The organism is Citrobacter sp. UYEF32, assembly GCF_040546205.1.
In the GTDB taxonomy this organism is placed as follows: domain Bacteria; phylum Pseudomonadota; class Gammaproteobacteria; order Enterobacterales; family Enterobacteriaceae; genus Phytobacter; species Phytobacter diazotrophicus.
In genome coordinates, this window is the sequence record NZ_JBEPNI010000003.1 from 197,431 (window position 1) to 213,244 (window position 15,814).

General features: G+C 52.7%; 15 protein-coding genes. 5 read left to right on the forward strand and 10 right to left on the reverse strand.

The window, feature by feature from the left end:
* Positions 1-44: 44 nt before the first annotated feature.
* Both ispA and xseB read right to left on the reverse strand, forming a co-directional pair.
* Positions 45-944, reverse strand: a complete 900-nt coding sequence (ispA, locus tag ABIB59_RS09215) for a (2E,6E)-farnesyl diphosphate synthase (protein ID WP_041852519.1) — start codon at positions 942-944, stop codon at positions 45-47.
* Entirely contained in the window at positions 945-1,187 is a 243-nt protein-coding gene (gene xseB / locus ABIB59_RS09220) for an exodeoxyribonuclease VII small subunit (protein ID WP_041852518.1), read from the reverse strand. It lies immediately after the preceding gene.
* A gap of 329 nt (positions 1,188-1,516) precedes the next feature.
* Between xseB and thiI the strand changes: the two genes are divergently transcribed.
* Both thiI and ABIB59_RS09230 read left to right on the forward strand, forming a co-directional pair.
* Complete coding sequence (gene thiI / locus ABIB59_RS09225) at positions 1,517-2,965, forward strand: tRNA uracil 4-sulfurtransferase ThiI (RefSeq protein ID WP_041852517.1); 1,449 nt, start codon at positions 1,517-1,519, stop codon at positions 2,963-2,965.
* Positions 2,966-2,994: 29 nt separating this feature from the next.
* The gene (locus ABIB59_RS09230; RefSeq protein ID WP_071195840.1) at positions 2,995-3,630 is read left to right on the forward strand and encodes a hypothetical protein; all 636 of its coding nucleotides are present in this window, start codon (positions 2,995-2,997) and stop codon (positions 3,628-3,630) included.
* 35 nt (positions 3,631-3,665) lie between these two features.
* On the opposite strand, the gene yajL is transcribed toward ABIB59_RS09230, so the two are convergent.
* Together yajL and panE are read right to left on the reverse strand one after the other, a co-directional pair.
* Complete coding sequence (gene yajL / locus ABIB59_RS09235; RefSeq protein WP_041852515.1) at positions 3,666-4,259, reverse strand: protein deglycase YajL; 594 nt, start codon at positions 4,257-4,259, stop codon at positions 3,666-3,668.
* On the reverse strand, positions 4,222-5,133 hold the full coding sequence (panE, locus tag ABIB59_RS09240; RefSeq protein ID WP_041852514.1) for a 2-dehydropantoate 2-reductase: 912 nt from the start codon (positions 5,131-5,133) through the stop codon (positions 4,222-4,224). Before panE ends, yajL begins: the two co-directional genes overlap by 38 nt.
* Before the next feature lie 140 nt (positions 5,134-5,273).
* Between panE and ABIB59_RS09245 the strand changes: the two genes are divergently transcribed.
* Positions 5,274-5,765 (forward strand): YajQ family cyclic di-GMP-binding protein, encoded by a 492-nt coding sequence (locus tag ABIB59_RS09245; RefSeq protein WP_041852513.1) that lies wholly within the window; start codon positions 5,274-5,276, stop codon positions 5,763-5,765.
* Positions 5,766-5,792: 27 nt separating this feature from the next.
* Here the strand turns inward: ABIB59_RS09245 and ABIB59_RS09250 are convergent, their stop codons facing one another.
* The 6 genes from ABIB59_RS09250 to cyoA form a co-directional block, all read right to left on the reverse strand.
* The gene (locus ABIB59_RS09250; RefSeq protein WP_041852685.1) at positions 5,793-7,157 is read right to left on the reverse strand and encodes an MFS transporter; all 1,365 of its coding nucleotides are present in this window, start codon (positions 7,155-7,157) and stop codon (positions 5,793-5,795) included.
* A 291-nt stretch (positions 7,158-7,448) separates the two neighbouring features.
* Positions 7,449-8,336: a heme o synthase gene (cyoE, locus tag ABIB59_RS09255; protein WP_071195839.1), complete on the reverse strand. Its 888-nt coding sequence runs from the start codon at positions 8,334-8,336 to the stop codon at positions 7,449-7,451.
* An 11-nt stretch (positions 8,337-8,347) separates the two neighbouring features.
* Positions 8,348-8,674, reverse strand: coding sequence for a cytochrome o ubiquinol oxidase subunit IV (locus ABIB59_RS09260; protein WP_041852511.1), 327 nt, complete (start codon positions 8,672-8,674; stop codon positions 8,348-8,350).
* Entirely contained in the window at positions 8,674-9,288 is a 615-nt protein-coding gene (locus ABIB59_RS09265; protein ID WP_041852510.1) for a cytochrome o ubiquinol oxidase subunit III, read from the reverse strand. The genes ABIB59_RS09260 and ABIB59_RS09265 overlap by 1 nt, the downstream gene beginning before the upstream one ends.
* A complete protein-coding gene (gene cyoB, locus ABIB59_RS09270) occupies positions 9,278-11,269 on the reverse strand; it encodes a cytochrome o ubiquinol oxidase subunit I (RefSeq protein ID WP_071195838.1) in 1,992 nt (663 codons plus the stop codon). The genes ABIB59_RS09265 and cyoB overlap by 11 nt, the downstream gene beginning before the upstream one ends.
* Positions 11,270-11,289: 20 nt before the next feature.
* Positions 11,290-12,237, reverse strand: a complete 948-nt coding sequence (gene cyoA / locus ABIB59_RS09275) for a cytochrome o ubiquinol oxidase subunit II (protein ID WP_041852508.1) — start codon at positions 12,235-12,237, stop codon at positions 11,290-11,292.
* A 535-nt stretch (positions 12,238-12,772) separates the two neighbouring features.
* Between cyoA and ABIB59_RS09280 the strand changes: the two genes are divergently transcribed.
* Entirely contained in the window at positions 12,773-14,479 is a 1,707-nt protein-coding gene (locus tag ABIB59_RS09280) for an Hsp70 family protein (RefSeq protein WP_317086143.1), read from the forward strand.
* 3 nt (positions 14,480-14,482) lie between these two features.
* Complete coding sequence (locus tag ABIB59_RS09285) at positions 14,483-15,811, forward strand: J domain-containing protein (RefSeq protein ID WP_354035114.1); 1,329 nt, start codon at positions 14,483-14,485, stop codon at positions 15,809-15,811.
* Positions 15,812-15,814: the final 3 nt, after the last annotated feature.

Here is a 15,814-nt window from a genome sequence, read left to right on the forward strand (position 1 = left end):
ATGTTTTTGCCTTTCGGCAACCCGGACGATTCGGAGCGTATTGTTTATTTATCACGCTGGATTATGTAATTCGCCAGTGCTTCCAGTGCCGTTGTATCCAGTGATTGCGCCGCCAGGAGATCCAGAGACTGGCGAGCGTCGGCAATCAGATCGCGGGCTTTAATCCGGGCTTGCTCAAGGCCCAGTAACGCAGGATAGGTGCTTTTGCCGAGCTGCTGATCGGCACCCTGGCGTTTACCAAGTGTCGCAGTATCGCCGACAACATCCAGGATGTCATCCTGAACCTGGAAGGCCAGACCGATGCTTTCGGCATACTTATCCAGCACCGGCAGCCATTGATGTCCTGAATTACCCGCACTGAGTGCACCCATTCTTACCGCCGCGCGAATCAATGCGCCCGTTTTATGGCGATGAATGCGCTCCAGCGCGGCTAAATCGACCTGCTGACCTTCTGCGGCGAGATCCAGAGCCTGACCTCCGCACATGCCGGCAGCACCGCTGGCAATCGCCAGTTCGCGTACCATGGCAAGGCGGTCCTGCGTTGCCACTTCTGGCATGGGCGCATCACTGAGGATAGTAAACGCCAGCGTTTGCAGCGCGTCTCCGGCCAGTATCGCATTGGCTTCGCCGAATTTGATGTGGCAGGTGGGCAGGCCACGACGTAAATCATCGTCGTCCATGGCAGGCAAGTCATCGTGAATCAGCGAATAGGCGTGAATACACTCAACCGCTGCAGCAGGGGCATCCAGGGTTTCCCGGCTGACGCCGAACATACCGCCGGTCGCATAGACCAGGAACGGACGCAGGCGCTTACCGCCTAATAATGCGCCATACTGCATGGCCTCAACCAGAGGAGTGTTCTGAAAGGGAAGAGGGGCAATAAACCGCCGCAGTGCATCGTTGGCATGTTCGACACAGGCCTGTAATTGTTGGCTAAAGTCCATTTACTCGTTATCCGGTGTGAACGGCGTGAGAGGTGCCTCTTCATTGTCGGACAGCAAAATCTGTACGCGCTGTTCCGCCTGCTGGAGTTTCACTTGCCCCTGACGGGCAAGCTGTACGCCGCGTTCGAATTCATTAAGGGCCTCTTCCAGCGGAAGATCGCCGCTTTCAAGACGGGTAACAATCTGTTCCAGCTCGCTCAACGCCGTTTCAAATGTGGCGGGTGCGTCGTTTTTCTTTGGCATAGTGAATGTCTGACTCTTATTGATACCGACTACGATATGGTAGCGAAGTCGTGAGGCTTAGCAAATAACGCGCAATGGTCATGCAAAATGCGCAGGAGCTTCGCGATGGTGGTATACTTCCGCGCCTGGATGGCAGCCGCGGTATACACTTCATCCTTCAAACTGCTTCTTTGTTGGCTGCCTTTGTTCACCCCAGTCACTTACATGAGTAAGCTTCTGGGTTCACTCAGTTGCCGCCGCGAAGCATTTTGAATGATTTTGTGTATAAGGGCTGCTGTACTATTTTCCATTTCTAGCCCCGTCGGGCTTACCAACGAACCATTGCCGCCATGAAGTTTATCATTAAATTGTTCCCGGAAATCACCATCAAAAGCCAATCTGTGCGTTTGCGCTTTATTAAAATTCTCACCGGGAACATTCGTAACGTTCTTAAGCAGTATGATGAGACCCTCGCCGTTGTCCGTCACTGGGATAATATCGAAGTGCGCGCCAAAGATGAAAACCAACGTCTGGTGATTCGTGACGCGCTGACCCGTATCCCGGGTATTCACCATATTCTGGAGGTGGAGGATGTCCCGTTCACCTCTTTGCACGATATTTTCGAAAAAGCGCTGGTGCAATACCGCGACCAGATCGAAGGCAAAACGTTCTGCGTGCGTGTAAAACGTCGTGGCAAGCACGAGTTTAGTTCTATTGAAGTGGAACGCTATGTCGGCGGCGGTTTGAATCAGCACGTAGAGTCCGCCCGCGTGAAGCTGACGCACCCGGATGTCACCGTGAATCTCGAGATCGAAGATGATCGCCTGTTGTTGGTAAAAGGCCGTTACGAAGGCATCGGTGGTTTCCCGATTGGTACGCAGGAAGATGTTCTGTCGCTGATTTCCGGCGGTTTCGACTCCGGCGTCTCCAGCTACATGCTGATGCGTCGTGGCTGTCGCGTACATTATTGCTTCTTTAACCTGGGCGGCGCGGCGCATGAGATTGGCGTGCGTCAGGTTGCGCATTACCTGTGGAACCGCTTTGGCAGCTCCCACCGGGTACGTTTTGTGGCGATCAATTTTGAACCAGTGGTTGGCGAGATCCTCGAAAAAGTCGATGACGGCCAGATGGGCGTAGTACTCAAACGCATGATGGTGCGTGCGGCATCCAAAGTTGCCGAGCGCTATGGTGTGCAGGCGCTGGTAACGGGTGAAGCGCTCGGTCAGGTCTCCAGCCAGACGCTGACCAACCTGCGCCTGATTGATAATGTCTCCGATACCCTGATCCTGCGTCCGCTGATCTCTTACGATAAAGAGCACATCATCGATCTGGCGCGTGAAATCGGTACCGAAGATTTTGCCCGTACGATGCCGGAATATTGCGGTGTTATTTCGAAAAGCCCGACGGTGAAAGCCGTGAAGGCCAAAATCGAAGCGGAAGAAGCACATTTCGATTTCGAGATCCTGGATCGTGTGGTTGCGGAAGCCTCGAATATCGATATTCGTGATATCGCCGCGCAGACCAGCGAAACGGTTGTTGAGGTCGAAACGGTCAGCGGATTTGGCCCGAACGATGTGATTCTCGATATCCGTTCTATTGACGAGCAGGACGATAAACCGCTGGCGGTGGAAGGTATCGACGTGGTGTCGCTGCCGTTCTATAAGCTGAGCACCAAATTCGGCGACCTCGATCAGAGCAAAACCTGGTTACTGTGGTGTGAGCGTGGGGTGATGAGCCGCCTGCAGGCGCTCTATCTGCGTGAGCAGGGTTTTGAGAATGTGAAGGTGTACCGACCTTAAATTCAGTAAAACAAGGATGTTTACCCATAATGGATTATGAATCTGTATCCGCACGTCAGGATGACGTGCGCTTTTCAATTAACGTACCCGCGCAGTCTTTATCTTTTGAACATTATTTACGAGGCTTAGGTTTTTGCCGTGCGACATTACCTGAAACTCGTCGCCGCTTTGGCAGATTGCCCTTGTTTATCATTACGGCATTCTTTATGTGGCTGGTAATAGCCCTTGCGGTTTCACTGTTTAACGGCAATTTTCATTTCCGTTTTATGGGCTGGGTTGCAGACGATACAACAGATGATTATCTCTTTTATTTTCGCGATGGTGCGGCCCTGTCGCTATTGGTGCTGTGCTATATCGCAGGTGTATTGACTGTAAAGATAACGATGACCCGGCGTTACAGGCAATGGTCACGCAGATATTATGAAGTCAATGATGCCAACCGTTATGGCTACTCGCTTGAGCTGACAAATGAAGGGATACAGTGGACGCATGCTGATAATCACGCTTCTCACGCCTTTATGGCGTGGAGTAAAGTCACATCAGTAATGAGTGATGGTACGCTTGATTATATCGTCATGGGGCCGGCAGGGTTTTTATGGATCCCCATTCATTTACCGGATTACCCACAAGAAAAGGTAATCGCGTTTATTAAACAACATCTGTAATCCGTTTAGCGGCGGAAACTACTCCCGCCGCCTGTTCAGGCTTCGTAGTAATTATAAATCCCCGCCGCCATCACCAACTGCGATGCCACTTCATAGGCCTTTTCCCGCCCGACCAGCAGATCAATAATCTTTAAGCCAAAATCAATGCTCGTGCCTGGCCCCTGGCTGGTGAGCAATTTTACGCGTGGATCCCAGACAACGCGTTTGTCCTGCCACTGCTCCGCCGGTATTTTCTCTTTCAGCGCCGGGAAGCCGGTCATATTGCCTAGTGGGAACAGGTTGTGAGGCACCAATACGGTAGCTGCCGCTGCGCATATGGCCGCGACGATACGTCCGGAGGCATGGAATTGCCGTACGGTCTCTACCAGCAGTGGGCTGTCACGGAAACATTCTGCCCCCTTAATTCCCCCCGGTAAGACGATAATGTCGTAATCACCGTCTGCCACAGAAACCAGCGGCGCATCTGCCAGCAGCTTGACCCCACGCGAGCAGGTGATCGCAAGATTACCGTCACTGGCAACGCTGGCGGTGGTCACGCTGATGCCGCCACGAACAAGCAGGTCGATAGTGGTGACCGCTTCGGTCTCTTCACTACCAGGGGCGAGACATACCAGAGCTGATGCGCTCATACTCACTCTCCTTACGTTTCACTAAGTCATACAGGCGGGCGTTTTCCGGCACCGCGATACCGTGGGCACGGGCGCGTTTGAGCAGGTAGCCTGTGATGTAATCGCACTCGGTATGACGCATGGCGCGAATGTCCTGCAGCATTGAGGAAATATTATCCGCCGTGTTATCGATCACCTGGTATACATAGCTGAGTAACTCATCAGCCGAGATATGGTGGCCTTCACGTTCGATAACGGCAGCGACCTCGTGGGTGATTTTCTTGATTTCATCGGGAAAGTTACGTAAATCGCCGTTTCGGCAATTTTCCAGCGCGCTCAGCGGATTCACCACGCAATTAACCGCCAGTTTGCGCCAGAGGGCCGGGCGAATGTTGTTGTGCCAGGCGACGTCCGGAAGCACCTCCTGCAGACTATCAGCCAGATAGCTAAAGTCGCCGTCCTGCTGCCTCGCCGGGCCAATATGCGTCGTGCCGCTGGCAACATGCACAATGACATTGCCGTCGCGGCGCGCCGCGTGCGTCGTGGTGCCAATCAGTAAAGGCTGCGACAGTGATTTCAGCTCTTCTACCGTTCCCATGCCGTTATGAATCAGCAAAATGGGTGTGGTGGCTGGCAACATCGCCGCTAAACCTCTTACCGCGTCAGAAACCTGCCAGGCTTTAAGCGTGACCAGCAATAAGTCGCTGCTCGCCAGAAATTCGGGATCGTTCGCGGTCAGGGATTCGTTAAAAATGGAGCCGTCTTCATCAACCAGGTTCACACTGCAAAAGGGTTGCGGTACGCGCAACCAACCCTGTACTTCGTGTCCATGCTTGCACAGAGCAGTTAACCACAATTGCCCTAAAGCACCGCATCCGAGTACGGTAATTTTCATTGTTCCTCCTCACCTGCAACTGCGCCAGGTGTCACTGCTTACAGTATAGCGCCGTCAGCACTGCATTCGGCTATTACAAGTTGAGTTATGCTTGGTTGCGGGTATTATGCATCGCAATAAACACTGAGGGAGAAGAAAAGATGCCATCTTTCGATATTGTTTCTGAGGTTGATCTTCAGGAAGTCCGCAATGCCGTTGAAAATGCGACCCGTGAAGTCGAAACACGCTTCGATTTTCGTAACGTTGAAGCCACTTTTGAGCTGAATGAACAGAATAAGACGATCAAAGTTCTCAGTGAGTCCGATTTTCAGGTCAATCAATTGCTGGATATCCTGCGCGCAAAGCTGTTAAAACGCGGTATCGAAGGCACATCAATTGATGTTCCGGAAGAGTTTGTCCACAGCGGCAAAACCTGGTTCGTTGAAACCAAACTCAAGCAGGGCATTGAGAGCGCCGTTGCCAAAAAAATCGTTAAGCTGATTAAAGACAGCAAACTGAAAGTGCAGACGCAAATTCAGGGCGAAGAGATTCGTGTCACCGGGAAATCCCGCGACGATCTGCAGTCGACAATGGCGCTGGTACGCGGCGGTAATCTGGGACAGCCTTTCCAGTTCAAAAACTTCCGCGATTAATAAAAAAGCGGGATTTCCCCGCTTTTTTTATGCCCCTTTGATGGCTTGCTCAACCTCGAAACGGTTGGTGACTTTGCTGTCTATTTTGACGTAGGCGCTGCGTTCCTCCGCGACGACCAGCACTTCGCTTACCCCGCTAGTTGCCAGCAGCCGCGCCTGCAGTGAGGCATCTGGCGTGACACCTTCCGGTATCGCAATGCGCAGGCTACTGACATAGGGCGGCTCCTGCATACTTCCGGCGACCAGCAGCCAGATCATGGACAGCAGCGCGCCTGCCAGAAAGACCGTCTGTGAGTCGAACAGGCCGTCGACCCAGCCACCGAGCGCGCCGCCAATCGCCACCCCAAGGAACTGGCTGGTGGAGTAAATCCCCATCGCTGTGCCTTTGTATCCGGCAGGGGCTTCTTTGCTAATAAGCGACGGTAGCAAGGCTTCCATCAGGTTAAAGGCGAGGAAGAAAATCTGAACCCCCAGCACCAGTTCCCAGAAATGGGGACCCGCCCCCCAGAGCACGATCTCCGCAATAAGCAGCAGCGCGACGCAAAATACAAACACGCGCTTCATGCGGCGCTTCACTTCCGCATAAATAATAAAAGGCACCACGGAAACAAACGACACCAGCATCGTAACAAGATAGATTTTCCAGTGATCGCGGGCGGCAAATCCGGCGGCTTCAAGCATGCCCGGCAGGGCGACGAAGGTGGACATTAGCAGGATATGCAGACACATAATGCCGAAGTTCAGTTTCAGCAGTTTCGGACTGGCGATGACCTGACTAAAGCAGCCTTTTACCATCCCGGAGTCCCGGTTAAGCACGTGGTTGTGGCTGTTTGGCACCACCCACAATGTTAACGCAATACCCAGGGTCGCCAGCGCGGCAATCAGCCAGAAGAGGGCGTGCAGACCCAGTGTGTGGGTGATGATCGGGCCAAGCACCATCGCGATAGCAAAGGTCACGCCGAAACTGACGCCAATAAACGCCATGGCTTTCGTGCGATTTTGTTCACGGGTTAAATCAGAAAGCAGAGCCATCACCGCGGCGGCAATGGCGCCGGAGCCCTGGAGCGCGCGCCCAAGAATAATGCCCCAGATGGAATCTGAGAGGGCCGCAATAATGCTGCCGATCACAAAGATGGCGAGGCCACCGACGATAAGCGGTTTGCGACCAACGCGGTCTGAAAGCAGACCAAAAGGAATTTGAAACACCGCCTGTGCCAGGCCGTAAATGCCAATCGCCAGACCAATCAGCGCCTCGCTGGCACCCTGTAATGCCATGCCATACGTGGTCAGAACGGGCAGGACCATAAACATGCCAAGCATGCGCAGGGAAAAAACAGTCCCTAAACCCCAGGTTGCGCGCAACTCGCCTGGCGTCATTTTATAATCGTTCATTACCACCTCAATCGAAAAACAGGCCATAGTTTAGGCGGGGCGCCAGGCGCGGTAAATAGGTGATTGTTTAATAGATATTACGAGGCTGTGAACGGTATTTATTTCGCTGCCAGCACACATTAACTACCCAGCCGAAACGGACCGACTCTGGAAACGTGCCGCGAAAGAATTATAAAGGCCATATCGCGGTAAAGAGACGAGGGGAGGGGGCTATGGGGAGGTGGAACGCTGTAGCCAACTGACAGACATAAAAAAGCCGGGTTATCCCCGGCTTTTAAAAGGTGTTATCCGTTACCAGACAGCCGCGAGCAGATTGTGAGAGTCAGGGACCATAAAATCCACTGACATCATCACGCTTAACGCGGTAATCGCGATGATGGAAAAGCCGAACAACTTACGCGCCCAGACTTTGTCATCTTCCACTTTGTAGCCACGCAGCGCCATACCCAGCCACCATACGCTTACGGCCGCGGCAACCACCAGATATTTGTACCCGGCGTAACCGCCAAGGGAGAGCATCAGTGTTGCGACCGCAAAAGCGATGATATAGAGCGTGATATGGTTTTTGGCGACCGAAATGCCTTTCACCACCGGCAGTACCGGGATGTTTGCCGCCTGGTAATCTTTAAAGCGGAAAATGGCGATGGCGTACGAATGAGGCATTTGCCAGAGGCTGAAAATCGCCAGCAGAATAGCCGCACCGCTGTCAAACCCGCCGGTGACGGCACAGTAGCCAATCACCGGAGGCGCTGCGCCGGAAAGCGAGCCGATCAGCGTGCCGTAGACCGAGTGGCGTTTCATATACAGGCTATAGACGCCCACATACACCACAAAGCCCATCACCCCCAGCCAGCAGGCCAGAGGATTCGCGCCAAACCACAGCAGCATGAAGCCAGCAATACCCAACAAGGCAGCGTAAACCAGCGAGACTTTCGGCGAAATCAGGCCCCGGACCAGCACGCGGTTTTTCGTCCGCTCCATCTTCTTATCGATGTCACGGTCAATGTAGTTGTTAAATACACAACCGGAGGCGACAACCAGCGACACGCCAACCAGCGTGTAGACGAACAGCGGGTAATCAATATGGCCTTTAGAGGCCAGCAGGAACCCACCGATCACCGAGATCAGGTTGCCAAAAATAATGCCAGGTTTCGTTACTTGCAGGTATTGCTTCAACATACTCGCCGCTCTTAGTGAACCATCATGTTGTAGTTGAGGTTCCACATGATCCAGATGGAGCCGACTACCAGGATTGCTATGATAATCACGGTAAAGACGAAAGCTGTCATATTCCAGCCTTCATCGGACTTCGTGTTCATGTGCAGGAAGCAAACCAGATGCACCAGAATCTGCACAACCGCGGTAACCAGTACGGTGCCCAGAATCGCAGCATGAGATGCCGTGCCGCTCATCACCATCCAGAACGGAATAACCGTCAGGATGACCGACAGGATAAAACCTGTCATGTAGGTTTTTACGCTACCGTGGGAAGCGCCATGTTCCGTTGAATGACTCATTACATCGCCCCCATCAGATAGACTACAGAGAACACACAGATCCACACCACGTCCAGGAAGTGCCAGAACAGGCTCAGGCACATGATACGGGTACGGTTAGTGCTGGTCAGGCCGCGACGCGAAACCTGGAACATCAGCACTGCCATCCATACCAGACCCGAGGTTACGTGCAGACCGTGGGTGCCGACCAGCGCGAAGAACGCGGAGAGGAAGCCACTGCGGTCCGGACCCATACCTTCTGCGATCAGGTGATGGAATTCATAAATCTCCATGCCTACGAACCCGGCACCGAACAAGAAGGTCAGTGCCAGCCAGGAAATAACCTGGCTTTTGTTGTTTTTGTACATGGCGATCGCCGCCATGCCGTAGGTGATGGAGCTGAATAACAGCAGTGCGGTTTCTACCAGGACGAACGGCAGCTCGAAGATGTCCTTGCCAGTCGGGCCACCCGCCGTGCCGTTCACCAGAACGGCATAGGTAGCAAACAGGCATGAGAACAAAATGCAGTCGCTCATCAGGTAGATCCAGAACCCAAATACCTTAGTCGGGCCTGCATCGTGGTGCCCATGTTCGTGCGCGTGGGCATTCGCATGCGTTAAAGTATCAGTTGCCATTTTTCAGCCCTGCCTTAGAAATCTCATCGAAATGCTGTTTTTCCAGTTTTTCGATTTCTGCAACCGGTACGTAGTAATCCACGTCCTCGTCGAAGCTTTTCACAATCCAGGTAATGATCATGCCGGCGAAGCCAACAATCGCCATCCACCAGATGTGCCAGATCATCGCGAAACCAAACACCGTTGCGAAGGCGGCAATCACAACGCCCGCACCGCTGTTTTTCGGCATATGAATTTCTTCATAATGCGCCGGTTGCTTGTACGCTTCGCCTTTTTCTTTCATTTCCCAGAAGGAATCACGTTCGTGAATCTCAGGAACCACAGCGAAGTTATAGAACGGCGGCGGAGAAGAAGTCGCCCATTCCAGCGTACGGCCACCCCACGGGTCACCGGTCAGGTCACGGTTCTGGTCGCGGTCGCGAATAGACACGTAAATCTGAATCAGCAGGCAGAGGATACCAATAGCAATCAGTGCCGCACCGCAGGCTGCAATCACCAGCATAGAGTGGAACTGCGGATCAATCTGCTGGCTCAGGCGACGGGTCATACCCATAAAGCCCAGCACGTACAGCGGCATAAATGCCACGAAGAAGCCAATGATCCAGAACCAGAATGCGCGTTTGCCCCAGGTTTCATTCAGCGTGAAGCCAAATGCCTTCGGCCACCAGTAGGTCAGGCCTGCGAAGCAACCGAACACCACACCGCCGATAATCACGTTATGGAAGTGGGCAATCAGGAACAGACTGTTGTGCAGGACGAAGTCCGCACCCGGCACCGCCAGCAGAACGCCGGTCATACCGCCCACCGAGAAGGTGACGATAAAGCCGATGGTCCACAGCATCGCAGAGTGGAACACGATGCGACCCTGGTACATGGTGAACAGCCAGTTGAAGATCTTCACCCCGGTCGGGATAGCGATGATCATCGTCGTAATACCAAAGAAGGCGTTTACGTTCGCGCCTGCACCCATCGTAAAGAAGTGGTGCAGCCAGACGATGAACGACAGGATGGTAATACAGATGGTCGCCCATACCAGCGAAGTGTAACCAAACAGACGTTTACGCGAGAAGGTCGCTGCGATTTCGGAGAATACCCCGAATACCGGCAGAACCAGGATGTACACTTCCGGATGGCCCCAGGCCCAAATCAGGTTGATGTACATCATCATGTTGCCGCCCATATCGTTGGTAAAGAAATGGGTACCGATATAACGGTCGAGGGTCAACAGCGCGATGGTCACGGTCAGAATGGGGAACGAGACGATAATCAGTACGTTGGCGCACAGAGATGCCCAAGTAAAGACTGGCATCTTGAACATACCCATGCCCGGCGCACGCATCTTCAGAATCGTTACGAAGAAGTTGATACCGGTCAGCGTCGTACCGATACCAGAGAGCTGGAGTGCCCAGATCCAGTAATCGACCCCGACACCAGGGCTGTATTCAATTCCCGACAGCGGCGGATAAGCCAGCCAACCCGTCTGCGCGAACTCACCGACGCCCAGAGAGATGTTAACCAGAATCACACCGACAACCGTGAACCAGAAGCTCAGGTTGTTCAGGAACGGGAACGCCACGTCACGCGCGCCGATCTGTAGCGGAACCACGAGGTTCATCAGACCGATAACGAATGGCATCGCCACGAAGAAGATCATGATCACACCGTGAGCGGTGAAAATCTGATCGTAGTGGTGAGGTGGCAGGAAACCTGCTTCCCCGGCAGAAGCCAGCGCCTGCTGACTACGCATCATCACGGCGTCTGCAAAGCCACGCAGCAGCATAACGACTGCAACCGCAACATACATAATGCCAAGACGTTTGTGGTCTACAGAGGTAAACCATTCATTCCACAGCCATGCCCACTTTTTGAAGTAAGTGAGCAGACCGACTACCGCCAGTCCCCCGACGATAATCGCAGCAACCGTGACCATAATAATGGGTTCATGGTACGGCACTGCATCCAGTGTAAGTTTTCCGAACATCGTATTCTTCCTCGACCCCTTTAGTGAGAGGCTTCCGCGTGGCTCATGTCCATGCCTTCCATACCTTCATGCGAGGCGTGCTCACCTTCTGGCTGGGTCATGTCCATGCTCTTGCCGTGGCCCATAAATTTGTTGATAACGTCTTTAAACAAATCGGGTTTCACGCTGGAGAAGTATTCAACCTTATTGTATTCGCTTGGTGCGGCAACTTTCTCGTAAGCATCCATGTCAGCCATGGTGTTCTGAGATTGTTTCACTTTAGCGACCCATTGGTCGAACGCTGCGCGGTCCGGCGTGGCGATAGCTTTGAACTTCATACCGGAGAAGCCTGGTCCGCTATAGCTGGCGGAGATACCGTCGTAGGTACCGGCTTCATTGGCGATAAGATGCAGTTTGGTCTGCATACCCGCCATCGCGTAGATCTGGCTGCCCAGACGCGGGATAAAGAACGAGTTCATCACGGAGTTGGAGGTCACCTTGAATTCCACCGGAGTGTTCGCCGGGAAGGCGATTTCATTCACAGTAGCAATGCCTTGTTCCGGGTAGATGAAGAACCATTTCCAGTCCATGGCGACAACTTCAATGGTGACAGGTGTTTCGTCATGCGCCAGCGGTTTGCTCGGTTCGAGCGAGTGGGTAGTTTTCCAGGTGAGTACAGCAAGGAACAGGATGATCAGAATCGGCACCGTCCAAACCACAGCTTCAACTTTGTTGGAGTGTGACCAGTTAGGGCTATACTTCGCATCTTTATTGCTCGCACGGTACTTCCAGGCGAAACCAACGGCCATCAAGATGGCGGGAATAACGACAATCAACATCAGGCCAAATGCCGTCAGTATCAGCGAACGTTGCTCCAGTCCAATCTGTCCTTTGGGGTCAAGTAGTGCAGAATCACAGCCACTGAGTAAAATCGTGCCTGCAAATAATGACAACCATCCCAAACTTTTATTGTATTTCCTGAGTCTCATTTACCGACCTCAATTCCACGGGGATCTGGTGGCGTTTAAAGTGTGCGGGCATTTTACGGGAAGGTTACATTACTGTAAACATGAATGGCGTAGTGTCAGTATGGTGTTACTGGGTTCTGCCGATTATGTCACACAAAATGCAACAACCTGTAAAATCGGGTGTTCGCACAGCCTGCCATTAAGGTTATAACGAAATCCCAGGAATACAATAAGGGGGCGGGTAAATTGGTATAACCAATCAAAATCATAAACAATTGCTTAACAATATTTCAGCATTTATTGAACATTACTGGAAACATATAATTAATAACCGTGCTGAATCGTTCAAGAGTAACCCTTAATTAATACCGCACAAAATAATTAAAGAAATTTTCTTACCCTCTCGATAAATATTCGTATGTTGAATATTTTATTCTTGCTCGTTTATTGAACGAAATAATAACTGAAAGGTAATATCTAAAGCGAATCCGCATAACTTGCTGATTATTATATTGCGATTCGTTTTTGCTTTTTTATCAGTGACTAAGGGATGGAAATGGCCATAACAGGAAACGACTCGCCAATTATTGGGATAGATCTGGGAACATCGAACAGTGCAGTCGCGTGGTTTGACGGTGAAAACCCACAGTTGCTCACGGGCGCGCTGGGCGAACGATTGACCCCCTCAGTGGTTGGACTGGACGATGACGGTAGTCTGCTGGTGGGTGAAGCGGCGAAAGCGCGACTGGTCAGTCATCCTCACCTGACCATTGCCAGTTTCAAACGCTACATGGGAACAGATAAGACGTGGAGTCTGGGGTCACGCCGGTTCCGGGCAGAAGAGCTGTCGGCATTGGTGCTACGTAAACTGAAGACTGACGCGGAAGTTGCGCTGGGTGGCACTGTTTCTCGCGCCGTCATCACCGTACCGGCTTATTTTAATGACGTTCAGCGTAAAGCGGTTAAAGCGGCTGGAAGACTGGCCGGGCTTGAGGTTGAGCGCTTGCTGAATGAACCCACCGCGGCATCGTTGGCATATGGGCTTGCGGATAATCGCGAGCAAAAATTCCTGATTTTCGATCTCGGCGGCGGCACCTTCGATGTCTCCATCGTCGATATGTTTGAAGGGGTGATTGAAGTTCGCGCCAGCAGCGGCGATGCCTGGCTTGGTGGCGATGATTTTACCCAGGCTATTCGTCAATGGATGCAGGAGCGTTACCCTGCGCTAGCTCATCCGAATACAGAGTGTGCGGCGGAGTTAACCCGGATTGCCGAAGCGTTCAAATGCGCACTGAGCCAGCAGGATGAGACCAGCGCGACGCTGAGTTATAACGGTGAAGAGTACTGTTGGACATTAACGGCTGAGACCTTTGCTGGTTGTGCCGCCTCACTTCTCACGCGGCTAAAAAAACCGGTTGTACAGGCTTTGCAGGATGCGCATTTCGACCCCGAACACCTCGACCATGTCATTCTGGTGGGGGGCGCCACCCGGATGCCGATTGTTCGTCAGATGGCGACCCGCATGTTCGGACGCTTCCCGCGTAGCGAATTAAACCCCGATGAAGTGGTGGCCCTTGGTGCTGGTGTTCAGGCCGGACTGATTGCCCAGGCATGCGCGCTGGATGATATTGTCCTGACCGATGTCATGCCCTATTCCCTGGGGATCGAGGTTTCACGCAGAACTGGCGACAAAATCGATACCGGCCATTTCCTGCCGATTATTGAACGCAACGCCTTTGTACCGGTGAGCGTGATGAAAACCGTGAGCACGCTGTTTGATAATCAACAGTATCTGGAGATAGAAGTTTACCAGGGGGAAGCCCGTCGGGTCAGCGACAATCTGTTGCTGGACAAAATGAAGATTAACGTCCCGCGTCGTAAAGCCGGTGACGTGAGCGCTGACATCCGCTTCACCTATACGCTGGACGGCATTCTTGAGGTTGAATGTAAAGTTCAGGGTGAAGAGACCGCATCAACCCTGGTCATTGAAAAAGTGCCCGGCCAGCTCAGCGAAGAGGAGATACGTGAACGTCTTCGTCAGCTTGATGGCCTGAAAATGCATCCCCGTGATGTGCCAGAAAATCGTCATTTACTGGCAGAGGCTTCTCGTTGTTACGAACGGCATCTTGGGGAGCGGCGACAAATTATCGATCACTATACCAGCCTGTTTGAACAGTCACTTGATCGCCAGGATGTACGTATGATTGCCGCCGCGCGGGATGAATTGCGTCAGGTGCTCAACCAATTTGATGATGGGATGTAAGTGATGTCGACAATGTGGGAAACACTGGGCATCGAACCAACAACCGATGAATCCACCATTCGCCGGGCATACGCGCGAGAGCTTAAGATGCATCGTCCCGATCAGGATCCGCAAGGCTACCAGCTACTGCGTGAAGCGTTCGATGCGGCGAAAGCATTCGCAAAAGGCGAAATAAACTGGCTGGACGAGGACAATGTGAAAGCGGTCATCAATCTGGACCGGGCGTTGTCTGAGTTACCGCAAGCTGAATCGCAAGAGGCCGTGCAGCCAGCGCTCCCACCGCAGCCTGACTGGCAGCGAGAAACCCTTGAGGAGGATGCCGAGCGCTTTTCCGTTCAGTTCCTTGCTGATGAAAGTGACGCGCTAAATGCGCTGCGATTCTATCTTGATCACCACCTGCCTGATGCCCTGGAAGCCCGACGGGTGTTTAGCCTTGAGCTGGCCCAGGCGTTGAGTCAACGACCGGGCATTTCCCGGAGTCTGGTGAACAATGTGTCGGACATTATGGGATGGGATCTGGGTGGGTATCGCGATTCCCAACTGCCTTATTGGATCGTTCACGCCCTGGAAACGCAAATTGAGGCGACTGCTGCGGACCATCATTGGGACTATTTACGCCGACAGGCTAGCCTGGATCGACAGAGCCGTCTGGCCTGGCGAATCCTCAGTGGCGAAATAGCACATTTACCCTGGTGGGCGCGACTCATTCCGGATTTTGTTCAGGGGTTGTTGAATCAGGTGGCTGAGATCAAAAATGCTTATCCACAGTTGCTGGAACGGGTTAACCCGGCGCTGCTCCGGCTCCTTTCGACTCCCACGCCAGCCGTCTCCTGGGGGGCGCTGATCGCTATCTGGTTCTGGGGATTCGCTCTTTATATCCAGGTGCGGGCTGATGAACATTTGGTCTGGCAGGCGGTAACCATGGTGGGGATTGTGATCCTGTACTTATGGGGGGCGCCTGTGTTGCTGGCGGGCTACGAACGTAAGGCACTTCTCGCACGCATAAGCCATATTTTCTTCTGGCTACTTTCATGGGCCATTATGGCGGTCCCGTTGTTCCACATCTACGGGCTACTGTATCACTATCCGCCAGCGAGTGCGGGCGTTGCGCGGGTCTGTATGTTTACTGCGGTGATTGCTTACCCTGTCTGGTGGCTGGTGCGCAGTAATTTACATCAGTGGTACGCAATACCCTTTAATGGCGTCGTGAAACTGATCATGTTGCCTATCTTGTTTCTCAAGCAGTTGCCGCCGATGGTCAATGTCGTCGGGCTTATCATCCTGCCACCGTTATACAGTTACGTGATTAAGTGGCTCTATTTTTTCAATTAATCA